The following is a 22,611-nucleotide window of genomic DNA, read 5'->3' on the forward strand; positions in this document are numbered from 1 at the left end:
TTGCAGGGTATCCTTCATAGGATGAAAGTAACTAGTAACCACCTGGAGGCGGGGCGTGTCTATCGAGGGTATCACTACGGGTCATGAAGAGCGTTTCGATTGGCCTATATTCACGAACACACCGCAGCCTTACATTCTGGCAAGCGTTCCGCGGACAGGTAGCACTTACCTGAGCCATCTCTTGTGGCGAACCGGCTGTCTCGGGGCGCCTTTGGAATACCTCAATTTCGCACCGACCGGTCCACAGGGCGCCGCGAGTAACTCGCCCGCAGCCCAGGTCGACCTATGGCAAAGAGCGATTGCACATCGGACCTCGCCCAACGGCATTTTCGGCGTTAAGGCATTCCCGCTCCAGATGGAAGAACTCGGCCGGGCCAATCCCTCACTGCTTGCGATTGCCATGCGGTTGCTTTTGCGCCGCGGTCCGGCGAGCAAGATCGTGCAGCTGCGCAGACGGGATAAGGATCGCCATGCGATTTCGCTAGCGCGAGCGAGTTTATCGGGCATCTGGAGGGCCGAGCAAGAGGCCGGTGCCAGCGACGATCCATCCTATTCGAAAGCAGTGGTGCTGCGCGCCAGGCACGAGTTGGCGATACAGGAGCAGGCCTGGCAGCAGATGTACCGCGAGACGGGCATTACGCCGCTAGTCCTCTGGTATGAGGATATAGTCGACAATCCCGATGGCGTGGTGGCGCATGTTGCCGACTATCTAGGAGTCGCACTCGATCCCACGCAGACGGTAGATGTCCCGGAAATCAGGCAACAGGATCAAGCCGGCGCCGAAGAATGGCGTGCGCGCCATAAAGAGGGCGGATCTCGTAGCTAGCCATCATCGATCTGCCGCCACGCTCCCAAGGGTGACTACCTAGATACCATCTCGGCCCGTCTCACTCCTAGTCACGGCCCACCTGATCCGCCATACTGCGAAGGTGGCGAAACGGGAGGATGCGATGAGCGGAAATGGAACGATACGGCACCCGACGCGACGCGAGACGCTGATCGGAGGAGTTGGAGCAGCCGCCCTTGCCGCTTCCGGCAAGCTTGTTGCGCAAAGCGCACAGGGACAGCCACTGATCGGCGATCCTGCCTTGCCGGACGTTCCCGTGAAACGCTTGGGCTGGGCCATCGTCGGTTTGGGGACTTTCGCAATCGGACAAGTCATTCCCGGCTTTTCCAACGCCCGCTACTCTCGCATCTCGGCATTCGTCTCCGGCAATAGCGATAAGGCGCGGATGCTGGGCGCGCGCCATGGAGTGGATCAACTCTACAGCTATGACTCCTTCGACACTATTTCCGAGGACCCGACGATCGACTGCGTCTACATCGTCCTTCCGGTCGGCCTGCATGCGGAATATTCGATCCGTGCGCTGAAAGCCGGCAAGCACGTGCTGTGCGAAAAACCGATGGCATCGAGCTCGCAAGAGGCCGAAGCCATGATCGCCGCGGCTGAATCTGCCCGGCGTAAGCTCGGTGTTGCGTATCGCGTGCATTTCGAACCGAACAATATGCATGTTCTCGACCGGGTGCGCAGCGGCGGGCTGGGACAGATGCGGTTTGTATCTGCAGATCACGGCTTCTCGGCCAATCCGGACTATCCACCGCACAAGTGGCGGCTCGAGAAGGCGCTCGGCGGCGGCGGTTCGATGTGGGATATCGGCATTTACGGCATCAACACATCGCTGCTGATGCTGCCCGGTGACCGCGTGACGGCGGTGTCTGCCGCCTATGCGACGCCCGAGGGTGACCCGCGTTTCACGGAAGTCGAGGGCGCGATCGACTATCGCCTGAGGATGGCGAGCGGGATCAACGTCCAGGGCTCTTCTTCCTACTGTTATAGCCCCTATGTCTCGCGGCAGCGCTATTTCGGCAGCGATGCCAGCATCGAGATGCAGCCTGCGACAACTTATTACGACAACGAGATCAGATACGAGGGAGGGGGTCAGCCTCCACGCATCTATCGTGCAGGCATCCCGGAAATACAATTCGCGGCGCAGGTCGATGGTTTCTCTCGCGCTGTCCGCGGCGAGGTCGCGGTTCGCACACCCGGCGAAATGGGCTTGCGCGACCTGCGCATCATGGAAGCCTGCTACGCCAGCGCTGACCGGGGCGGGACGGTGGTCGAGACTGATATCCCGGTTTAGGCTACGCGCGCTCACGGGTCTGGATGGTCGAGATCCTCAGCCATGGATACCCCAACGACGTAGGCTCTGCCCAAGCCGATCCGCCGATGTGATGCGGTCCCGGACGACAATTGGGTCGGTCAGGGCCGGAGGATTCCTTCGTCGGTTTGTTCGAGCGGCACGATCATTCCGTTCACATCGAATTGCAGGCGTTCGATTGCCACCGCTCTGCGCCCTAGTCCTCCGGTCTGATCCCCGATTCGCAAGGTGCCGAGGTGATAGAAGAGGTACCATTCATCGCGAAACTGGGCGACGCCCGGGTGGATGGTAAAGCTGTTTGCCGCTGAACCGGTCACTTCCCCTCGCCAAGTCCAGGGGCCAGTTATCGCTGAGGAAGTCGCATAGGAAATCCGCTCGTCCGGATCGATAGCCTCGTCCCGGCTAGCGTAGATCAGATAGTAGAGGCCATCGCGTCGGAAGACCCACGGGCCCTCTTCGAAATCCGGTAAATCGATCGTACGGATCGGCCCGGAGAAACTGATCATGTCATCTGCCAGCGGTGCGAAATAGCAATTGCCATTGCCCCAGATCAGCCAGCTCTGACCGTCATCCTCGGTCCAGACGGTGGGGTCGATATCATCCCAGTGATGCGGGCCATCGGTGTCTTCGTTGCGGACCAGCGCGCTCCCCTTTGCATCCCGGTAAGGGCCGAGGGGGTTGTCCGCAACCGCTACTCCGATGGCCTTGCCCGTGGATCCTTGGGCAGGATCATGCTCCACTGCCGTATAGAACCAGAAGCGGCCATCCTTCTCGTGGACCTGGCTTGCCCAAGCATCGCGGGCGGCCCAGTCAAAGTCGGTCGGCTTCATGATAGGGCCATGCGCGGTCCATTCGCGCATGTCCTTCGTCGAATAGGCCAACCATTCCGTGATATTGAACATCTGGCCGCCAGCAGCTTCATCGTGACCGACGTACAGATACAGCGTGTCGTCCACTACCAGTGGTGCGGGATCGGCGGTGAATTCGGTCCGTATAAGCGGATTGCCCTGATACGCGAACGTGGTCCCTTGCACGCTAGGATCTGCAAGATGAGTCTGACAGCCGGACAGCGCAACAAGCAATCCGGCCAGCAGGGCAGAGTGCGTAGCCCACCTTGAGCGATTTCGAACCCTATCAGAAATCGACATTGAGTGATTGTCCTCGATAGATGACTTCGCGACCCTTCTTGGTAGCGAAGACGTCTCCTTCCGCCTCTCCCTCGTGCAGAACGATTGTAAGACTACGCTCACCCTTCATACCGGGGAAGTTTCCGGCACGGTCCCCGATGATCAGCTTGCGCGCGGCGTTATCCCACGTCAGTGGCACGCGAGCGAATTGCCCACGTGTGTAGCCCATATCCGTGCCCTGATCCTCGTACAGGGTGAAGGCGGCATCGGCTCCTGCGAAGACATGAATGGTGAGCGGCCCTTGCGGGTTTTCACCCGTCCATTGCACATCGGGACCAGTCGGGATGATCGATCCTTCGGGTATGAAAAGGGGCATACGTTCGCGCGGGGCACGGGCATCGATGGCTTGTCCTCCGGGAATCTTCTCACCTGTGAGTGCATCGTACCAATCCTTGCTGGAGGGCAGATAAATCTCGCGATCACGGGCTTGAAACTCGCTTACCGGAGCGGCCATGATGGACGGTCCGAACAGATACTGGTCGTCGATATTCCAGACTGTCCGGTCGTTTTCGAAATCCATGACCAGCGGACGCATTATCGTCCCGTCGTCGAAATGCGTTCCAGCCGCGACGGTGTAAATATAGGGCATCAACCGGTAACGGAGGCGGTGATAATAGAGGAGCGCCTCGCGCATCGCCGGATCGCCTTCGCTGACGAGGAAAGTCTCTCGCTGCGGAAATTCGCCATGGCTGCGGAACAGCGGCGTAAATGCGCCGAACTGGAACCAGCGCAAGTAAAGTTCGCGCCACTCGGGTACATGTTCGGGATCCTGTCGGGAATACCGATCCTCCAGCGAAAATCCGCCGATGTCATGCGTCCAGTTAGGCACCCCTGCGAGGCTGAGGTTGAGCCCTGCACTGATTTGGTCGCGTAGGTCGTCCCACCGGGCGGCGACATCGCCGGACCATAGCGCCGAGGACGTACGCTGCACGCCGCCGAATCCGCTCCGCGTCAGTATGAAGGGCCGGGTATCTGGCTGGGCCTTACGCAAGCCCTCGAAGACACCTTCTGCGTGCACCAATGGATAGGAATTGAAGATCGCCGCGCCGGGAATTCCGGTTGCAGGCGAAGTCATTTGATATTTGCGCTCTTGGATCGAGAGGTTCGAATGCCAGTCCGGCTCCGTGGCATCCATCCACCACGCATCGAAGCCCAGTGGAGCAAGCGTATCGGCCATCTGGCGCCAGTAGATGTCGCGCGCATCCTGCGAATAAGGGTCATAGAAGGTATTGGGATAACCGGGCCCCACCCAATCGAGCTGGCCTGCATCGAGTGGTCTTTCGTACAGGTAGCCCTTCTCGCGCAGTTCCTCGCCATGCTTGGTCGCCGGGTAAAACTTGGGCCAGACCGAGATCATGATCCTGCCATCGAGATCATGCACTTCGTCGACCATTGCAGAAGGATCGGGGAAGCGATCAGAGTCGAAACAATGGCAGCCCCACCTGTCTTCGGGCCAGTAGAACCAGTCCTGCACGATGTTGTCGATCGGGATCTTCTGCTCGCGATAGGTGCGCATCACGCCGAGCAAATCGTCCTGCGTATTGTAGCGTTGTCGAGACTGCCAGAAGCCATAGGCCCAGCGCGGCATCATCGGGGCCTTGCCGGTCAGACGGCGGTAGCCGGCAATGGCTTCGTCCAGCGTGGGCGCAGGAACCACGTAATAGTCGATTGCCTTGCTCGCCTCGCTAGCGAAACTGACCGAATTGCGATCCGCCTGCGGCAGAGGCTCTGCGTGTTCCAGCGCGATATAGCCCTGGTTCGGCTCCCATTCTATGCGCAGGTCGATAGGGCGGCTGTCTTCCAGATCGAGTTCGAAGTTGTGATACCAGGGGTTCCAGTTCTGTCGCCAGCGGTTGAGGACCAGTTCACCATCCGCGAAGACCTTCACATAGGACGAGGAGTAAAGCCGGAATTTATGCGTGTCCGGCTTGTCGGGCCGAAAATTACCGGTCCATACGACCCGCTGCGTCTCCACGGCATTGCCCTGCGTGTTCTGACCGGTCGTCGCTGCTTCTACGGCAGCTTTCGCATCCGGCGGCCACCGCTCCTGATCGCGCAAGTACTGATAATCTATCGTGTCCTCGGATCGATCGACGACCAGTCGGTCACCGAGGTAATATCGCGCTTGCCAATCGAGCTTTAACTTGCGGTAGCTGTCGGGATCTCCCACCCGGGTGATCGAGGCGTTGTCCCACAACAGGCCGTACCCTCTGGTCGAAACCAGGTAGGGAACCGTGATCGCCATGTTGTGCTGCGCGAGTTCCAGGTCCTCGCCATTGTAGTTCATCTGCCGGTTCTGGTGTTGGCCAAGGCCGTAAAGACCTTCGTCTGTGCCGCGATTGAACTGGACCCGCGTCTCGAACCATTGCCGCCCTTCGATTTCGACCGGCTCGATCTTGCGCGCGGCAGCATGCTCGTCCAGCAGTATCGCACCGGAAGGATCGAACACCGTCAGCCGGCCCGTAGCGAGGTCCACTGCTGCGGAGCTCCTGACTGTCTGCAGGTATGCGGCATTCCCGCGCTGCGCGAAAACCGGCTCGCCGTCAGGCTCGGCGACTGCCATCGTGGTTGGCCGGTCGTCAGGCAACTCCTCCGCGACTGTGATGCGGAACGTGCCGTCGGCATGGGCGATCACACGCACCTTTTCGCCTGTATCTGTGGTCACCACCATGCCGTGTTCGACGCGCTCGACCTCGCCAGCAAGAACAGGTGAGCACAGCACGGCGGTCAAAAAGACAGTTACAATGCGTTTCATTACCGACCTCCGGAAATGGAGGTTTTGGTCGCGATTGCCGCCGGTACGAGTGCTGCTGGTATCGCTACCAATAATCGGTGCGCCATGGTCCTCTCCTCCCACAAGAAAATGTTCCGGATCGGCCAAAATTCGGCCCGAAAGTCCGACATATTCCCCATCAAACTGCAACGGGAATTGACTCCCTCCCGCCGCATGAATAGCACTATGATAGCGCTCACACTTCCAATTGGAAGGCCCAAGACAGAAAAGGGGCGCATTGATTTGGGAGGGGACTAGATGATCGGCATCACCGGCTTTCGCGTGGCGCTTCTCGCTGCATGTGCAGACCTGGCCGCATGTGCGGTGCCGCCAGCGAAGATGGCTTCTGCGCCGTCAGCAGCGCGTGAGGCTGCGGAATTGCAAACTGCGGGCGTGGCCAATCCTGAAATCTGGCCCACCTATGAATACCCGGTCCCGCTCCAGGCCGATGACGAAGCCCGCATCGCTTCGCTGCTCGGGCGCATGACGCTGGAGGAGAAAATCGGGCAGCTGATTCAGGCCGATCTATGCTGCGTAACGCCCGAGGATATACGCACCTACAATCTCGGCTCCATTCTCGTCGGCGGCAATAGCGGTCCCAATGGCAACGATCTTTCGCCCGCTCCCGACTGGCTCGCCGCGGCCGACGATTTCTACCTCGCTTCGGTCGATACCGGCGATGGCGGCGTAGGCATTCCGATCGTCTGGGGCACCGATGCCGTGCACGGGCACTCGAATATTGTCGGGGCAACAATTTTCCCGCATAATATCGGCCTCGGCGCGATGCGCGATATCGATCTTATCGAGAAAATCGGCGCCATCACCGCAAAGGAAATTCGCGTCACCGGACAGGAATGGACCTTCGCACCCACCGTGGCGGTGCCGCAGGATTTCCGCTGGGGCCGCGCCTACGAAGGCTATAGTTCCGATCCCGATCTCGTGGCTTCCTACGTTGGCGCGATGGTTCGCGGTCTGCAGGGGCCACCCAGCAACGACAACCTGCTGGCAGGCCCTTACGTAATCGCCTCGACCAAGCACTTCCTTGCAGATGGCGGCACCGATGCCGGTGTCGACCAGGGTGATAGCTCCATAAGCGAGGAAAAGCTGCGCGACATCCACGGCAAGCCGTATGGCCCGGCCATTGCGGAAGGTGTCTCGACCGTGATGGTCAGCTTCTCGAGCTGGCAGGGCAAGAAAATGACCGGCAACCGCTCGCTTGTCACCGGAGTGCTAAAGGACCGCATGAACTTCGGAGGTTTCGTGGTCTCCGACTGGAACGCACACGGGCAGGTTGAAGGCTGCACCAACGAAAGCTGCCCGCAGGCGCTGATGGCCGGCGTCGACATGTATATGGCACCCGACACGTGGAAGCCGGTCTACGAGGATCTCCTTGCCCGCGCGAAGGCGGGCACAATCCCGATCGAGCGTATCGACGATGCGGTCACGCAAATCTTGCGCGTCAAAGGGCGGCTGGGCCTCTTCGAGGCCGGCAAGCCTTCGGAACGACCCTACTCGGGGCAGTATGAACTTCTCGGCGCACCCGAACACCGGACGGTGGCCCGCGAGGCAGTGCGCAAGTCGCTCGTGCTGCTGAAGAACCAGGGCATTTTGCCACTCGCACCGGGAGGCCGACTGCTGGTTGCCGGTGACGGGGCCGACGATATCGCGCGCCAGTCGGGCGGCTGGACGCTTAGCTGGCAAGGTACCGGTGTGGATAACAGCCACTTCCCCGGCGCCACATCGATCTGGGACGGTCTGAAGCAGGCAGTCGAGGCAGGCGGCGGCAAAGCCGAACTGTCGCCCGATGGCAGCTTCTCCGAGCGGCCTGACGCAGCTGTGGTGGTCTTCGGTGAGACGCCTTATGCCGAATTCCAGGGTGATCGTGCCGCGCTTGCCCTCGATCCGGAACTGACCGCACCCTATGAAACCATGAAGGCGCTCAAGGCACAAGGCATCCCAGTGGTCGCACTGATGATCACCGGGCGGCCGCTTTACGTGAACCCGGCCCTGAATTCGGCGGACGCCTTCGTAGTCGCCTGGCTCCCTGGCAGTGAAGGGGGCGGCGTGGCCGACGTGTTGGTGGGTGACGAGGACGGGAATGCACGCTTCGACTTCACCGGCATCCTTCCCGCTGCATGGCCGCGCACGACCTTGTTGAGCGAAGGTACTCTCTACGATTATGGCTACGGCCTGAATTACAAATCCCCGCAAGGCAGTTGGACGGCCCTGCCCGAACTCGACACCGCGTCGCTCACGGGCGATAGCCGCCTGTGGTTCAGCGCCGGATCACCGGCGGCACGCTGGTCGTTGCTCGTCAACGGTGTCGAAGGCGAGGTGCAGACCCGCGTAACCACGGTGCCTGCCGAGGCGCTGGGTGGGCGTGCAAGGGTGACCGCAGAAAACTATCGCGTGCAGGAAGGTGCGCGGCGCTTCGCCATTTCGGATGGTACGGCTAGCGTGCAGCTGCGTAATTTCGAGCCGGTCGATATCGATCGCGAGACCAATGCCGACATACTGCTGCTAGTGACCATGAAGGTATGGGACGCGCCCGACAGCGCAAGACTTGGCGCGATCGGTCCCGATAGTGAGGGTTTTACCCAGTTTGCCCTCCCGGAAAGCGATGAATTCATCCGCTATGGAATTCCGCTCAAATGCCTGCGAACCAAGGGTGCCGATGTTGCCAGCCTTACCCAGCCGTTCGTCCTCGAAACGCAGGGCCATACCGATTTTGCCATCGGCGAGGTGCGGCTCGGGACCGATGCCGAAGTCGTGCTGCCTTGCAACTGAGCGAGGCGGCCGTGGCCCGCACCAGATGCGCGCTTTCATTTTGCAGATCTTGTCGGCCAATTAACCGCGAGAGAGGGAGAAACAGATGAAATTTCCAGCATATGCAACCGGTGCGGCACTGCTGCTGTGTGTATCCACGTCCGGGGTAGTCGCGCACGACGTAGCGGCCAAGGCGGAAGAATTTACGCCGCTCCCGGTTGGTAAATGCATCAATATGGGCAACACCCTCGAAGCGGAATTCGAAGGTTCATGGGGCGGCGCGCAAGCGAGCCAGGAAGACTTCGAACGTATTGCCGCTGCCGGTTTCCAGACTGTCCGCATCCCTGTTCGCTGGCACAACAAGTCGAGCAGCGACGCGCCCTATACCGTTGACAAAGCATGGATGGACCGTGTGCAGCAGGTGGTCGACTGGGGGCTTGGCGCAGGCCTGAACGTGATCCTCAACAGCCATCACTTCGACCCCATTTACGAGGACCCGCTTGCGGTCGCAAACTGGCATGGCGGCGTGTGGAAGCAGATTGCGGAGCGCTTCGAAGGGTATCCCGAGAATGTGCTGTGGTTCGAACTCGAAAACGAACCGCACAAGAATTTCGACCATTCGAACCTTCTCGAAACGCTCGATCCCGCATACAGGGCGGTGCGCGAGAAACATCCCACGCGCGCGATCATCATCGGTGGCGAGAACTGGAGCGGTATCAATTCTCTCGCTTCATTACCGTTGCCCGATGACCCGAATGTCCACCCGACGTTCCATTACTACGACCCTTTCCACTATACGCACCAGGGTGCGAGCTGGACGGCGCCCGACATCCCGCCCGTGGGCCGCAACTTCCCGACACATGGAGATGCAGCCCAGCTGGCCAAGGACGTGCTTGCCGTCGAAGCCTACAAGAAGCGCACCGGCCGCACTCCATTCATGGGCGAAGTTGGAGCGTATGACCTGCATATCCCGCTTGAAGACCGGGTTGCCTATCACCGCACCATAACCGACGCCTTCGAGCCGACAGGCATCGGCATATGTGTGTGGGCCTATACCAACACCTTTCCCTTTTACGACCGCGATGCCGGTGCTTGGCAGCCGGGACTGCTGGGCGCTCTCGGTCTGGAAGACGCGGAATAGGGCTTCGGAGATCTACCGCGGCGCATAAGCGTAAGGGCCGACGACCAGTCCGGTAAACAGGCCCGCGTGAGTTGAAGCAAGCGGCTCAATGTCGATGCTCTGCGCTATCACTTGCCAGTCGGAGGTGTCAGCAGGGCGCCAATAAGCGTGCGCTTCGCCCGACCGGATGGCAATACGAAGCTCGATAGGGCCTTCGGACGGCAAAACCGCATCGGCCACCACCACCCCGGTTTCGGGCTGATCCTCGGCAGTCCTGAGCCGGGTAACGAGACGGTCCCCTTCCCGTCCCACAATGAGAAAATGATTTTCGTCCATAAACGCAAGAAGACCCGCGAAGTCCTGCGCTCCCATTGGTACGAATTCTAGCCGTGTCGTGAAATCGGCCTCGTGGTGGCGCAAGCGGCGCCCGACAAATGTCGGCTTGCCGAGACTACCCGCCGCATCGGCGCCCGGGATCAGGTTGAGCGAACCATCACCAACGATCAGGTTTTGCACCGCCTTTGGGGTCCGAATTCCAATCCATGCATGTGAAAGCGAGCTGTCGAAATCCTCGCGCCAGCTGCTCCAATCCACTTCGGGGTCGGACGGCAAATCGGGACGTCTCGCCTGCATCGGAACGCTCTCGCCCCGATCCAGAAACCTTGGCCATCCGTCCTTCCAGATCATCGGTAAAAGAAAGGTCTCGCGGCCCATCAGTGTCGACTGCCCTGCAAAAGGCCGCGTCGCCAGGAACAGACCCCACCAGCTGCCATCATCCAGCTGTACCACGTCGGCATGACCGGTGGCCTCCACCCGGTCGGGGCGGTCTGACGGAAGATCCCGCTGTGTCAGGATCGGGTTGAATGGACCCGGCACGTACGGCCCCTTGAGGTTGCGGGAGCGATAGATCGTCTGCGAATGCTGGTCCGCCGTGCCGCCTTCTGCAGTGAGCAGATAATACCAGCCATCGACCAGGTAAATATGCGGCCCCTCCGCCCAGATCGGGTTGTCATCCGGATTGACCCCGCCATCGACCAATAGTGTTCGTTCGGGCAGGACCCTCATCGATTCTGGATCGAATTGCTGCAGCCAGAGTGCGCGATGCCCTTCGTAGCGCGGCTCGCCCGGAGGTGCGTCATTGTAGACGATCCAGGCCGTCCCATCCTTCGCGAAGTAGAGCGATGGATCGATCCCTCCGAAATCGAGCCATACCGGATCGCTCCATGGACCTGCAGGGTCGCTCGCGGTGATGACGAAATTGTCGCCACATTCGATGCAGGTATTTACGATCCAGAAGCGGCCATCGTGATGCGAGATAGCGGGCGCGAACAATCCACGATTTGTTCCCAGGCCCGAGAAATCCAATTGGCCCCCTCGGTCGATGGCGTTGCCGATTTGCCGCCAGTTGACGAGGTCACGGCTGTGGAGGATCGGCAGGCCGGGAAACCAGCTGAAGGTTGATGTCACGGCGTAGAAATCGTCACCCACCCGGACAATCGACGGATCTGGATGGAAGCCGGGTAGGACCGGGTTGCGATACATCTCGCCCGTGACCGGCGCTGTTTCATCGACCGCGCGATATTCGACGAAATCGAATTTGGCGATGGGCTGCGCATGCGCTGCCGATGCCCCCAAGAGCGCTACCATTGCACCAGCCACCACGTTATTCAGGCCCTTCATCTATTCCTCCCGGCATCTCGCGTGTTTGGGCTTGTCCCCACGCTCCAGCTTACCTATGGTAGCGCTATCACAAGGGAGGGCAAGTGCCAGCAATGGCGATAAATATTCAAGAGTGCCTGCCGGCCGATCACGCAAACGGTCGTTTTCTGGGGCGAGCTCAATCGCCCGATGGCCCTTGCGTCATCGCGATCGATCGCGGCGTTCTTTACGACCTGACAAGTCGCGTATCGAGCGTTTCGGGCGCCATAGCGAGACGCGAACTCGATAGCGGGACCATTATCGGTCCGGTCGAACACGGAATGCCAGACGGGTGGTCGTTGCTCTCTCCTATCGACTTACAGTGCATCAAGGCAGCAGGCGTGACCTTTGCACTTTCGGCGATCGAGCGGGTGATCGAAGAACAGGCACGCGGCGATGCTGCCAAGGCTGCTGCAATCCGTTCACAGCTCGAAGACAAGGTTGGATCCGGTATTCGATCTGTAGTCCCCGGGAGCGAGGAAGCGGCGCAACTCAAAGCTGCGTTGATCGAAGAGGGCATGTGGTCGCAATATCTCGAGGTCGCGATCGGGCCCGACGCGGAAATTTTTTCCAAATCCCCGGTGCTTTCTTCGGTCGGGCACGGGGGACACATCGGCGTTCGGTCGGATTCGAGCTGGAACAATCCGGAACCCGAAGTCGTCCTGGTATGCGACCCGCACGGAGAAGTCGTCGGCGTGACGCTGGGGAACGATGTGAACTTGCGCGACTTTGAAGGTCGCTCGGCGCTGCTGCTGTCTAAAGCCAAGGACAATACCGCGAGCTGCGCCGTGGGCCCGTTCATCCGGTTATTCGACGACGACTTCACCATCGAAGACGTACGAAAGGCCAATGTCGAGCTGACCATCGACGGACCCGAAGGTTACCGGCTGGAAGGCAGAAACGTGATGGCTGAAATCAGCCGCGACCCTTTGGAACTCGTACGGCAATGCCTGTCCGAACATCATTATCCGGACGGCTTCGTATTGTTCTGCGGGACGCTCTTCGCACCGACACAGGACCGCGACGTGCCCGAAGCGGGCTTCACCCATAAGATAGGCGATGTTGTGACCATCCGTTCGGAAAGGATCGGCACATTGCGCAATACGGTCACTACTTCGCGCGATGCAGCGCCTTGGGAAATGGGGATCGCCGGCTTTGCAAGGAATCTTGCCGGCCGCGGCCTGATCGAAAAAATATGACGGGAGCGTAACCTGGGTCAACAGGTCTGGGATTGCGACACGGGACGAGGGAAATAGCCGGATGAAACAAGACAGGGTCAGCTCTGCAAACAAAGCGATATATCCGAGCCTGAAAGGCCGTCGGGTTATCGTGAGCGGCGGCGCATCGGGCATCGGCGAGGGAATCGTCGAAGGATTCGTGAGGCAAGGCGCGGCAGTGGCATTCGTCGACATCCTTGCCGAGGAGAGCAAGGAATTGGTCAGCCGAAACGCCGAGGCTGCTGTCCCGCCCCGTTATGTCCATTGCGACATTACTGATTGTGACCATTATATCGAAACGCTCGGCCAGATCGTCGAGGAACTCGGTGGCTGCGATGTCCTCGTCAACAATGCGGCCAATGATGATCGCCACACGATCAACGACATCACGAGCGCATATTGGGACGAGCGCATGGCGCTAAACCTAAAACACCAGTTCTTCGCCGCCAAGGCTGTCGTACCGGCGATGCGCGAGGCGGGAGGTGGCTCGATCGTGAACATGGGTTCGATAAGCTGGCATCTCGGCCTCCCCGACCTTGCGCTCTACCAGACTGCCAAGGCAGCGATCGAGGGCTTAACCCGCAGTCTTGCGAGGGAGCTCGGCAGGAACAATATCCGGGTCAACACGGTCCTTCCCGGTAATGTCCAAACGCCTCGGCAGATGAAGTGGTACACCCCCGAAGGTGAGGCAGGCATCGTCGCGGCGCAGTGTCTCGACGGGCGCATCCAGCCCGAAGACGTCGCTGCCCTGGTCATGTTCCTGGCATCCGATGATGCGCGTTTTTGCACCGCGCATAATTATTGGATCGATGGAGGGTGGCGCTGATGGCCAATGTACGCACCGTTCTGGCAGCGGACAGCAAGCTTGGAGAGGGCGTGCTGTGGGACGCCCGACGCGAAATAGTGTGGTTCGTCGATATCAAACGCCACCGCCTGTGGCATTACGACCCCGACACCGGAAGCAATTCCTATAGCGAGGCGCCCGAACAAATCGGCTGGGCCATTCCTGCCGAAGAGGGCTTGCTGCTGTGCGGATTGAAAGGCGGCCTCTACACTTTTGATCCCGAAGCGAAGGAATTCGCCAAATTTGCGGACGTACCAGGTGAGCCGGCGAGCAACCGCCTCAACGATGCCTGCACCGATCCGTGGGGTCGAGTGTGGTTCGGATCGATGGACGATAGCGAGGGCAAGGCTTCCGGCCGCTTCTATGTCTTCGATCGCGGCGATATCCGGCCTGCGGGGCCCGACGGCATAACTATCACCAACGGCCCGGCAGTAAATCAAGCGGGCGACCGTATCTATTTCACCGACACCACCGCGCAAACGATCCACGTCGCCGAGCTTTCGCAAAGCGGCGTCGGAGTACCACGGCCCTTCGTAAACACAGGCGCACTCTTTCCAGATGCCTACCCCGACGGACCGGTGGTCGACGCAGAAGGGTATCTGTGGACCGGCCTTTATCTTGGCGGGAAGGTTGCACGGTTCACGCCGGATGGCGCGTTGGACACGACCATCGATTTGCCCGCTCGCGACGTGACCAAGATGGCTTTTGGCGGGCGTGACCTGCGGATCGGATATGTGACCAGCGCGATCAAGAACATGACGCCTGATGATATGAAGCAATATCCCGAAGCTGGAGGGTTGTACGCCTTCGACCTGCCGGTCGCCGGTTTCGTCCAGGCGGAGGCAAAATTGTCATGATCCGCCTGGCGATCGCCCTGCTCGCGCTGGCAATGGCGACCAGCGTAGCAGCAGCTCCTACGCTTGGACCCGCGTATGGCGACGATATGGTGTTGCAGCGCGGCCAACCCATCGAACTGGAAGGCAAAGCGCAGCCGGGCGAAACCGTGGTGGCGGATCTTTCCGGCAATACAGCCAGCGCTCTGGCCAATGCCGATGGCAGCTTCCGCATCACACTCGCAGCCCTCCCCGCCAACACCGAAGCCTCCACATTGGTTCTGAGAGATACGACCGGCGAGACACGCTACGAGGGCATTGCCATCGGCGATGTTATCCTGTGTTCGGGACAGTCGAACATGGAGTTGCCGATCAGCCGCGCGCTCGACACATATAACCAGTTGCGCCTTGCCCCTGACGACAGCATTCGCCTCCTTACTGTGCCCAAGACCACCGCGCCGGTCCCGCTCCGCAAATTTGCGGAACCGGTGAAATGGGTGGCTGCTGACAGCGAAACAGTCGCAGAGTTTTCAGCTGCCTGCTTCTATATGGGCAAGCGTTTGCGAGCGCTGCGCCCCGCGGTTCCGGTCGGCCTCATTCACTCGAGCTGGGGTGGCAGCGCTGCGCGCGCCTGGCTGACGCCGAAGGGCGTGTCCGAACTCTACGGCGGTAAGACGCTCGAGCTGCTACGGGCTTATTCTTCCGACCCCTATGCCGCCACCCGCCGTTTCATCCCGCAATGGATGGAGTGGTGGCGCGAGCAGGACAATGGGCGAGAGCCCTGGCGCGAACCGGACACGCTCGAATGGGCGCCCATCCCGCAATTTTCGTTTTGGAATGATTGGACCGGAACCGGGCTCGACACCAATCCACGCGCGAATGTCTGGCTGCGACAAACGGTTACGCTGACGCGCCAACAGGCAAATCGGGACGGTCGGCTATCCATCGGTGCGATCGACGATCTCGATCTCACTTTCGTCAATGGCGAACCGGTGGGCTACACTTTCGGCTGGGGGATCGAACGGACCTATACTGTGCCGGACGAGTTCCTTCGCGAAGGCGAAAACGAGATCCTTATCGCCGCGAACAACATGTGGGACATGGGCGGCTTTTTTGCCGGTCCTGACCGGCTTTTCTTCACCCCTGGCAATGGTGACGAGCCAATTCCGCTTGGCGCGGATTGGGAATATGCGAAATCGGGCGTCGAGGGCGTCCCGCCACGTGCGCCATGGGACGCCAATGCGGGTGCAGGAGTGATGCACAACGCAATGATCGCTCCGCTCGGTCCGATAAGATTGGCGGCTGTTGCATGGTACCAGGGCGAAGCCGATGTCGGACAGCCCGATTATGACGAGAAACTGCGGGTCCTCTTCGAAGGCTGGCGTAACCAGTTCGGCAGACAGGCACGGATGCTCGTCGTCCAGCTCGCCGATTTCGGCCAGCGCCAGTCGGAACCGGTGGAATCGGGGTGGGCAGTACTTCGCCAGGAGCAATTGGCGGGCGTAATGGCAGATGGCAATGCCGCCCTCGTTACGGCTATCGATATCGGCGAGCCTGCAGATATTCATCCAGCGAACAAGAACGTGCTGGGTGTGCGCTTGGCTGACGCATTCACGGGCCGCGCGATGCCCATGCCGCAAAGCGCTGTGCGGGATGATGCACACGTGACGGTAAGCTTCACCGGCATCGAAGGAGGCCTCGTTGCTCATGGCGGACCTGTCCCGCTCGGGGTGGAGATTTGCGGGACTGCAGTTGGTAGCTGCCGCTACGTGCTGGCAAGGCTGGTAGAGGACACCATGGTCATCGATCTTGGCGACGGTGACGACGCAAGTCGGGTGCGCCACGCTTGGTCGGATGCACCGGTGATCAACCTCTATGACGCCGCAGGACGTCCTGTGCCTGGCTTCGAGCTTCCAATAGAATGATGAATTTGGACCGCTGCAAAATGCTGCCCGGCATGACCGCTGGTGCTGCAATGCTCGCGCTGATCCGCGGGGGTGTTATCAAGAACTGCAACGCGCAGGCCCCCAATTGTCCGGGCTGACGCATCTGCAGGGCCACGGCTATAAGCTCGCGGTTCTTCCCGAACATGGTGGCCTGCTTGCCTCGTTGTCGTATGACAATGGGGAAATCCTGCGTCCTCTACCGCCCCGATGTTTCGATCCGTTGTTATCGGCTTCCTTTCCGCTCGTCCCATTCGCAAATCGCATTGCAGGAGGTCGGTTCTCCTGGATGGGTAGCCGGGTGAAACTGCCAGCGAATTTTCCCGGTGAGACCTCTGCTATTCACGGCTTCGGATGGCAAAACAGATGGGTGTTGGAGGAGGTACGCCAGAACCACTGCATTTTGTCGCATGAATGGCAGGGATTGGGTCCCCAGACATGGCCAGAGGAAATCGCAGGCTGGCCGTGGGCCTATCGCGCGGAGCAGCACATCAGCCTGGGAGAGGAAGGATGTTCGGTCACCCTCATCCTCGCCAATCGCTCCGAAACCATCATGCCTGCGGGTCTCGGCCTCCACCCGTATTTTCGTCGCCGTCCGGAAAGTCGGCTGACGTTCGAGGCAAGCCATGTGTGCGAGACTGGGCCGCAATGCCTGCCCAATGGTAAACTGGCACCCATTTCGCAATTCGGCGACTTCGCATCGGGGACCGAACTCCCGGATGTATCTATCGATCATTGCTTCACAAACTGGGGAGGTGTCGTCATGATCCAGGATGACCTTGGGACGATCAAGCTGTCTGCTACGGGAGCTCGTCATCTGCACCTTTTCGCGCCCGTCGACGCGCAAGCCCTATGCCTGGAGCCCGTTAGCCATACGCCCGATGCGCTCAACCAGAATCCTGCCGACGTCCCCTCTCTCCAGCCGGGTGAGAAAGCCAGTCTGAAAATCCGAATCTGCGCGCAAGAGTCCTAGGCCAGTTTAGTGATTGTGTCGGGGTAGTTTCTTCGACGTGCCGCGATATTTCAACGCGAAATCCATTACTCCACCCTGACCAAGCTGGCCCGACTTCTCGCGGAAGAGCTCTTCCCACGGCGTGCTGCTCTGCGGGATTTCCTGCTCCTGCTCCTCGGCCCGTCGCCTGGCGATTTCCTTGTCATCGAGAAGCACATTACAGCTGCCTTCGTTCAGGTCGACGCGAATGATGTCGCCGTTGCGCAGCCATGAAAGGCCTCCTCCCACTGCGCTTTCGGGGGAAACGTTGAGTATCGAGGGGCTATCGCTGGTGCCTGATTGCCGCCCGTCGCCAAGAGTTGGCAGCCATTGCCTGCCATCGCGGATCATCGCATCTGGCGGCTGCATGTTGACGACTTCCGCACTGCCAGGCCAGCCGATCACACCCGAGCCGCGGATGACGAGGATACATCCCTCATCGATATTGAGCGTGGGATCGTTGATACGGTGGTGGTAATCATCCGAGCCGTCGAATACGATGACCCTGGCTTCGAAGACGCCTTCCGACCCGGGTCGTGAGAGGTATTGTTCGCGGAATTCATCGCTGATTACCGACGTCTTGAGAATGCCAAAATCGAAGAGGTTTCCGCTTAGGACGAGAAAGCCTGCGTTCTCCATCAGCGGCTGGTCGAACGGCCGGATCATCTCACGATCATTGCTTTCACGCCCTTCAAGATTGCTCGCCAGGCTGGTGCCGGAACAGGTGAGGCAATCGCCGAAAAGACGGCCTGCCTGCAGCAATTCCCACATCACGGCAGGCACACCGCCAGCGCGATGGAAGCGCTCGCCCAGAAACTTGCCGGCCGGCTGCATGTTAAGGAGCAGCGGAAGGCGGTATCCATGGTCCTGCCACGCTTCTAGAGGCAAATCGACATGCGCGTGGGCTGCCATCGCCTGGATATGCGGCTGGGCGTTGGACGATCCGCCGCACGCGCTGACAACGGCGATGGCATTCAGGAACGCCTCGCGCGTGAGTATGTCGGAGGGTTTGAGATCTTCCTCGACCATTTCGACGATACGCCGACCGGTGCGATAGGCCATCTGACCGCGTTCGCGGTATGGCGCCGGGATAGCAGCGCAGCCAGTGAGAGAAAGCCCCAGTGCCTCGGCAACGGCGTTCATGGTGCTGGCGGTGCCCATCGAATTGCAATGTCCAGCACTCGGCGCGCTGTCGGTGGCGAGGTCGAGGAATTCCTCCTCGTCGATCTCCCCCGCAGCAAGTTTGCGGCGGCTACGCCAAATGACAGTACCGGACCCGACCAATTCGCCCTCGTGCCAACCATCGAGCATCGGACCGCCCGAGAGGACGATAGCCGGAATATCGACCGTGCTTGCGGCCATGATCTGGCTCGGCGTGGTCTTGTCGCAACCCGTAGTCAGGACAACCCCATCTATGGGATAGCCGTTCAGCAATTCCACCAGACCGAGGTAGAGCAGGTTACGATCGAGCGCCGCTGTTGGGCGGCGGCAGTTCTCGAAGATTGGATGGACCGGGAACTCGATAGGAATACCGCCTGCATCACGAATGCCGTCTCGCGTGCGTTTGGCGAGCTCGATGTGGATGCGGTTGCAGGGCGACAGGTCGCTGCCCGATTGCGCGATACCGATGATCGGCTTGCCGCTACGCAATTCTTCAGGCGTCACCCCGTAATTCATAAAGCGCTCGAGATAGAGCGCAGTCATGTCCATCCGCTCGTGATTGTCGAACCAGTCGCGTGAGCGCAGGCGTCGCTTGCCGGTTCGTTCGGTCATGGTCACTCGTCTGTTTTGTTGAATGAGGAGGCCAGGCTGGGCCCGGCATCCGAATTGCGGCGAATCAACTTGTAGGGCAACGTTAGCTGCTCACCCTTGCCGCTTTTCGCGCGAGTGGTTGCCTTATAGACTTTGGCAATCATCGAAACAGCCTGCGCGGTCATTTCACGAATAGGCTGGCGGATGGTGGTCAATTCCGGCCAGATGGATCGCGCGAGTTCAGTGTCGTCGAAGCCGCATACGGTAATGTCATTGGGGACGTCGAGATGACGGCGATGGGCCATCGCAACGGTGGCCGCTGCCATATCGTCGTTCGAAGCGAAGATGGCGGTCGGCCGGTCTTTTGCGCCAAGCAGTTTTTCCGCAGCCACCATGCCCGAACGATAGGTGAACTGGCCCTGCGCAATCAGGTCCTCGGCGATTTCAAGGCCAGCGCTTTTCATCGCCTCGCGAAAGCCCTGCAGGCGCCGTCCACTGGCGACCTGTTCGGGATTCCCGATAATGAAACCGATCCGTTCGTGGCCAAGGCCGATGATATGGCGGGTCATGTCGAACGCCGCCTGGAATTCGTCGATAAGAACTGCCCCGTGCGAACCGGTCGCCTTACCCGGACCAACGGCGATTGCGATGGCTCCCGCGTCCTTGATCTGGTCGAGAACATGCTGGTCGTCACACAGCGGTGGGGGCAAGATGAATCCGCCGATGCCGCCATCGATGAGCCGGCGAATGAGTTCGCCGCTTTGCGGGACAGTCTCCAGGCTTTGAACCACGAGGTAAATATCGCGTCGACTGGCCTCCTCCAGAGCTCCCATCAGGAACTCGCTAAGATAGGAGGAGGAGGGATTGTCGAATAACAGCGCAATGCGCAACTGCGTTCCACCGGCTAGCGAGCGTGCGGCGCGGTTGGGGACGTAGTTTAGCTTCTCGATCGCCGCGAGCACCTCTTCACGCGTATTATCGCGCACATTCTGCTCGCCATTGATGACGCGACTCACTGTCATCGGCGAACAATGCGCAGCCCGCGCGACATCGGCGATTGTGGGCGCAGTATTACTACGCCGGGCGCTACGTTTGCGGACCGTTTTGGCCGCCCCTACGATACCAGTCATGGCGATGGCCATAGAGCCATGCCCGATATATCGGCAAGTGCCATCATTGCCCCGGAGCCTCGGGAAATGTGCGCCCCTGGTAGCTTTCGAGTGTCTCCGGTGGCGGAGCGCTTCCTTCTGGCATCGGCAACCTGTTGAGCGAACGCCAATAGGCAATCGAAGCATTGCGCCACCAGCGGGCTTCGCGCTGTTGGATGGCGAGGCTTTCCGCAACCGCCCTGTGCCGCTGAGCATCGATACTGTCCGAAAGGTCAGCCCACTGTCTAGCCATCGCGTCGACTTGCTCGACTCCGGCATCGTATTCGCGGACAAGCTCTTCCCAAACTGTACGGTCGGACTTGAGCCGGCGGTCCCAGCGGACTCGGTGGAACCACAGGAGATATCGACTGTCAATGTTCTCGGGGGCGGCCCATTGCGCGGCAATCGTATCATTGTAATCGGCTAGCGCATTAGAGCCGGTCGCGGTCCGATCAAAACCGATACCTTCCGCATCGGCGCGGTGGTAGTAGCAGGGATTCCATTCCGGTCGCGGCAGGTCGCAGACCCAGGGCGCAGGACCATAGTGGTGGCCAGTGTCCATCAGATGCGCGAGGCCAAGGGGCGTCATGTAGCGTACCACCGCCTCCCGGCTGCCCAGGATCATGTCCACAATTGGTTCAACCGCATCGGGATCGCGCGAGAAAGTCTGCATGGTCCATTCGCGCGCGATTTCCTCGCTTGAGAGCGATGGATCCCACGCTAGCCGACCCAGCGCATACCAGTTGGCTTGGTCGAAATGCGAACCGCTCCAATTACGGTCCGAACCCGTGTTCGCTACGCCCGCAATGCCGGTCGCTGTGATGACATCGCCGACCGTTCCGCCCCGGCCCGTGTCCGCATCGAGTACCTCTTTCCACATGGGCGCCAGAAAGGCGAGATGGCTAGCGAAGCCGAGATATTCCTTCGTCACCTGTGCTTCGAACATCAGATTGGTATCCGGCATGGCACCGAACAAAGGGTGGAAGGGCTCGCGCGGCTGGAAATCGATGGGTCCATTCTTGACCTGAACGATAACATTATCGGCAAACTTGCCGTCGAGCGGAACGAACTCGGAAGAAGCCTGCCGTGCACGATCGGTGTTGTCCTCGGCCGAATAGACGAAGGCGCGCCAGATCACGATACCGCGCGGACCCAGGGCATCTGCGAGCATATTGGCGCCCTCGGCATGGCTGCGCCCGTAGTCTTGGGGTCCCGGCTGACCTTCGCTGTTGGCTTTGACAAGAAAGCCCCCGAAGTCTGGAATTGCGGCGTAAATCTCGTTCGCTTTCGCCTTCCACCAGGCTCGCACACGCGGATCAAGCGGGTCGGCAGTATCGAGCCCGCCGATATCGCGTGGCGCGCTGAAACGGGCCGATACATAAAGCCGGATCCCGTAAGGCCGCCAAGCATCGGCAAGGCGGCGGTATTTGGCGATGTAGCGCGGTTCGAGCATGAAGGCACGGGCGTTCACATTGTTTACCACCACGCCATTGATGCCGATCGAGGCATTCGCGCGCGCATAGTCGATCATCCTCTGGTCGAGCCGCTCAGGCAGGTGCCACCAATCAAAGATCGAGCGTCCCGCATAGCCACGTTCGACGTGGCCATCGGGATTGTCCCAGTGATTCAGCATGCGCAGCGGCATGGCAGGAGCTTGGTTAAGACTTATCGCCCGCAGATCGCGGCCCATCGAAAGTTCGCGAAGAAGTGCGAAGGTCGCATAGAGGCAACCCGTCGGCTCGGCAGCATCGATCCGGAAGCTGCCGTCGGAAAAGCTTAAGTCGAACGCCCCGCCTTCAGGCAAATCGCGTTTGCGGCAGTTGTAATAATAGGAACCGCGGGGACCCGTGTCGGCGACACGCTGCGCGTTCACCACCAAGCCCGGCAGGCGGCGCGAAGCAGAGAGCTGCGCCAGTCCACGCTGCAGCTCGTCTACCGCCAGCGCAACGGTCGGATCGCTTGCCATTTCTGTGTAGATGCCGCCATCAAGCGCAACCAGACGTTCCAGCGCTTTCCCTTCGAGCGGGGCATATCGCAGCCACAGCTCATAGCCATCTTCTGCAGCAACTGGACGCGCCGCGAATACGACTGCAACAAACACGGCGAGCAGCGTTGCAAGCCAGTTGACAAGCATCTTTCCCCTCATCATGGTAGCGCTACCACAAAGGCGTTGGTAGTCA

15 protein-coding genes are annotated in these 22,611 nt (G+C 60.0%); 9 read left to right on the forward strand and 6 right to left on the reverse strand.

The annotated features are described in order from the left end of the window. Nucleotides 1-55 precede the first annotated feature (55 nt). Nucleotides 56-826 carry a Stf0 family sulfotransferase gene (locus AC13CE_RS11240; protein WP_482972441.1) on the forward strand — a complete coding sequence of 257 codons (771 nt, stop codon included), beginning with the start codon at nucleotides 56-58 and terminating at the stop codon, nucleotides 824-826. A gap of 124 nt (nucleotides 827-950) precedes the next feature. Beyond that, the gene (locus AC13CE_RS11245) at nucleotides 951-2,141 is read left to right on the forward strand and encodes a Gfo/Idh/MocA family protein (protein ID WP_482972442.1); all 1,191 of its coding nucleotides are present in this window, start codon (nucleotides 951-953) and stop codon (nucleotides 2,139-2,141) included. Between the two features lie 119 nt (nucleotides 2,142-2,260). Here the strand turns inward: AC13CE_RS11245 and AC13CE_RS11250 are convergent, their stop codons facing one another. Together AC13CE_RS11250 and AC13CE_RS11255 are read right to left on the reverse strand one after the other, a co-directional pair. Then, nucleotides 2,261-3,193, reverse strand: a complete 933-nt coding sequence (locus tag AC13CE_RS11250; RefSeq protein WP_482972443.1) for a family 43 glycosylhydrolase — start codon at nucleotides 3,191-3,193, stop codon at nucleotides 2,261-2,263. A gap of 100 nt (nucleotides 3,194-3,293) precedes the next feature. Next, nucleotides 3,294-6,101 (reverse strand): glycoside hydrolase family 31 protein, encoded by a 2,808-nt coding sequence (locus AC13CE_RS11255; RefSeq protein WP_482972444.1) that lies wholly within the window; start codon nucleotides 6,099-6,101, stop codon nucleotides 3,294-3,296. 276 nt (nucleotides 6,102-6,377) lie between these two features. On the opposite strand from AC13CE_RS11255, the gene AC13CE_RS11260 reads away from it, so the two are divergent. Beyond that, nucleotides 6,378-8,906 carry a glycoside hydrolase family 3 protein gene (locus tag AC13CE_RS11260; protein WP_482972445.1) on the forward strand — a complete coding sequence of 843 codons (2,529 nt, stop codon included), beginning with the start codon at nucleotides 6,378-6,380 and terminating at the stop codon, nucleotides 8,904-8,906. 85 nt (nucleotides 8,907-8,991) lie between these two features. Further along, nucleotides 8,992-10,026 carry a glycoside hydrolase family 5 protein gene (locus AC13CE_RS11265; protein WP_482972446.1) on the forward strand — a complete coding sequence of 345 codons (1,035 nt, stop codon included), beginning with the start codon at nucleotides 8,992-8,994 and terminating at the stop codon, nucleotides 10,024-10,026. A gap of 12 nt (nucleotides 10,027-10,038) precedes the next feature. On the opposite strand, the gene AC13CE_RS11270 is transcribed toward AC13CE_RS11265, so the two are convergent. Beyond that, a complete protein-coding gene (locus tag AC13CE_RS11270) occupies nucleotides 10,039-11,685 on the reverse strand; it encodes a glycoside hydrolase family 43 protein (protein WP_482972447.1) in 1,647 nt (548 codons plus the stop codon). Nucleotides 11,686-11,777: 92 nt separating this feature from the next. On the opposite strand from AC13CE_RS11270, the gene AC13CE_RS11275 reads away from it, so the two are divergent. The 5 genes from AC13CE_RS11275 to AC13CE_RS11295 all read left to right on the forward strand — a co-directional run bounded on the left by AC13CE_RS11275 (nucleotide 11,778) and on the right by AC13CE_RS11295 (nucleotide 17,513). After that, the gene (locus tag AC13CE_RS11275; protein WP_482972448.1) at nucleotides 11,778-12,902 is read left to right on the forward strand and encodes a fumarylacetoacetate hydrolase family protein; all 1,125 of its coding nucleotides are present in this window, start codon (nucleotides 11,778-11,780) and stop codon (nucleotides 12,900-12,902) included. A 61-nt stretch (nucleotides 12,903-12,963) separates the two neighbouring features. After that, the gene (gene xylB, locus AC13CE_RS11280; RefSeq protein WP_482972449.1) at nucleotides 12,964-13,746 is read left to right on the forward strand and encodes a D-xylose 1-dehydrogenase; all 783 of its coding nucleotides are present in this window, start codon (nucleotides 12,964-12,966) and stop codon (nucleotides 13,744-13,746) included. Continuing rightward, nucleotides 13,746-14,621 (forward strand): SMP-30/gluconolactonase/LRE family protein, encoded by an 876-nt coding sequence (locus tag AC13CE_RS11285; protein ID WP_482972450.1) that lies wholly within the window; start codon nucleotides 13,746-13,748, stop codon nucleotides 14,619-14,621. Before xylB ends, AC13CE_RS11285 begins: the two co-directional genes overlap by 1 nt. Beyond that, the gene (locus AC13CE_RS11290) at nucleotides 14,618-16,522 is read left to right on the forward strand and encodes a sialate O-acetylesterase (RefSeq protein WP_482972451.1); all 1,905 of its coding nucleotides are present in this window, start codon (nucleotides 14,618-14,620) and stop codon (nucleotides 16,520-16,522) included. Before AC13CE_RS11285 ends, AC13CE_RS11290 begins: the two co-directional genes overlap by 4 nt. Nucleotides 16,523-16,628: 106 nt before the next feature. After that, the gene (locus AC13CE_RS11295) at nucleotides 16,629-17,513 is read left to right on the forward strand and encodes an aldose 1-epimerase (protein WP_482972452.1); all 885 of its coding nucleotides are present in this window, start codon (nucleotides 16,629-16,631) and stop codon (nucleotides 17,511-17,513) included. Between the two features lie 6 nt (nucleotides 17,514-17,519). Here the strand turns inward: AC13CE_RS11295 and AC13CE_RS11300 are convergent, their stop codons facing one another. From AC13CE_RS11300 to AC13CE_RS11310, 3 genes are read right to left on the reverse strand one after another with little or no spacing between them, the layout of a single operon-like run. Then, nucleotides 17,520-19,304: an IlvD/Edd family dehydratase gene (locus AC13CE_RS11300; protein ID WP_482972453.1), complete on the reverse strand. Its 1,785-nt coding sequence runs from the start codon at nucleotides 19,302-19,304 to the stop codon at nucleotides 17,520-17,522. Nucleotides 19,305-19,306: 2 nt separating this feature from the next. Then, nucleotides 19,307-20,413: a LacI family DNA-binding transcriptional regulator gene (locus AC13CE_RS11305; protein ID WP_482972454.1), complete on the reverse strand. Its 1,107-nt coding sequence runs from the start codon at nucleotides 20,411-20,413 to the stop codon at nucleotides 19,307-19,309. Between the two features lie 43 nt (nucleotides 20,414-20,456). Continuing rightward, on the reverse strand, nucleotides 20,457-22,580 hold the full coding sequence (locus AC13CE_RS11310) for an alpha-glucuronidase (protein ID WP_482972455.1): 2,124 nt from the start codon (nucleotides 22,578-22,580) through the stop codon (nucleotides 20,457-20,459). Nucleotides 22,581-22,611 lie beyond the last annotated feature (31 nt).

The sequence above is a fragment of the Qipengyuania sp. B-5 genome (assembly GCF_056857815.1).